This is a genomic window from Mesonia sp. K4-1, from assembly GCF_008017825.1.
GTDB lineage: Bacteria > Bacteroidota > Bacteroidia > Flavobacteriales > Flavobacteriaceae > Mesonia.
Genome location: NZ_VRLS01000097.1, coordinates 1 through 1,717, shown reverse-complemented (window position 1 = coordinate 1,717; position 1,717 = coordinate 1). Strand labels below are relative to the sequence as shown.

The window sequence follows — 1,717 nt, the reverse complement described above, 5'->3', positions numbered from 1 at the left end:
TGCTTTCGAGCAAAAAATTGATGATCTAAATAAGTATGTCCCAATTCCATATAATAAACGAAATCAGAATTTCTATAAAAAAATTTATTGATTTTCTTTAACTCTTTTTCAAGGAAATTGATTTGATATCGAACACCAGCTTTGGGTTTTTGTAATTCACAAGTCCGTAACTCTGTAAAATATATTAGATAACTCATCGGAATACTTTTAATGGTTTTAAAAAAATGAATTTCAGCAGCAATGGTTTTAAATTCTTGCTTTTCAACAATTGTTTTTAATTGCGATAGCGCTTTACTACATAGGGATATTCCTTGATTGGCCTTTCTTAAAGGCTTCTCATTTTCATCTTTTAAGGAATCCATTTGAGTTGTGAACTTTTCAATGATCTCTTCGGCATGTTTCATAACATCAGGCATTTAATTGTTTACTGTTGAGCCTCTAAATAATCCATTTTAAAATTGGAACTACTTTGAATATAGGCAAGTTTAGGGATTAACCTTGCCCCTAATTTTCTTTTCTCAAAGTTGGCGCTTACCCCAAAATCTATTTTTTGATAACCGCTTTTATTTGCTCGCCAAATACTTTCAAATAATAATTGTCTATAGGTTTGATATTCTTGATTGTAAATATAATCCAAGCCTATCAAACTAGGAACATACGTAATATCCCCATTTTTATAACAAAACATCACACCTATCGCTTTTCTATCTTTGGTAGGAGTATTTTTAATAGAGATGCTAATAAACTCCCAGAATTTAGATACGTTCATTTTTTGAAAAACCGATTTAGGGTAGGTAAACATATTCAATCCAAGGTTTCTACCTTTTACATTTTTATATAACTCATAAAAGTGATCTAACTCGCTTTCGCTTACCTGCTGTAATATTTCTACTTCTACCAGAGAACGAAAAGGAGCAATGTCTTTCTCAAAATGTTTTTTAGACCTTTTAGATAAAGTATTTACATAACCATCTAAGCTGTTCCAGTCCATATCCTCTATTTGACATACCTCTGGCATAGATATCGGCACAAAACCCTGAGATTGAAAAACCTTATCATAAGGTGATGAAATATCAAGATCCCTCAATACGATTTTAGAGGCTTTGTTTTTAGAGGCTATATCTTCTATGGTTCTAAAGAATAGGTTGAATACTTTATGATCTTTTATAATAGCTTTATTGATATACAAAGGAAGTCCGTCAGAGAATAAAGAGCCTAGACTTAATACCTTGGAGGTAAATTCATATTTATTGTCCTTTCTCTTTAATTCGATGTCCTTTGAGACCGAGGGTTTTGCTAAGAGATCATCCTTCCATAGACTTAACGTAAATACACCCATCACTAATAAATTATCTTCAAAATCAAAAATTTGGATGTAAAAGAACTTCCACTGGTGTTCTTTATCGACCTGATCCCGAAAACAATTTTCAATGAACCTAAATCCTTCCCAATCTAAAATTCCTTTTCCTAAAAAATAAGTATTCCATAGGTTCTTGTCGATTTGTTCTATACTGTTTTTTTCTATGAGTTTATACTTTAGCCCTTGGGATGTCTCCTCTTGAAAAGAAAAATCTTTTTTAAAGGCTTTGCTTAATCTTTTTAAGGTATTTCCTGTTTCCTTCATTACTTTAGGATATAACTGGGCTAAGGTTTGGGTCAATTGAAGAATATCTGTTTTTTGATTATGCCTAGAGATGGTAATCCTTAACCCCGTCTG

The 1,717-nt window shown here is 31.8% G+C and carries 1 protein-coding gene and 1 pseudogene; both read right to left on the bottom strand.

All coding sequences use genetic code 11. The features are described 5' to 3' along the window. Window positions 1-404: RteC domain-containing protein (locus FT986_RS15705; RefSeq protein ID WP_255506007.1), on the bottom strand; the 404-nt coding region annotated here is incomplete at its 3' end. 20 nt (window positions 405-424) lie between these two features. Next, window positions 425-1,717, bottom strand: a pseudogene (locus FT986_RS16045) (aminotransferase class I/II); the annotation flags it as partial.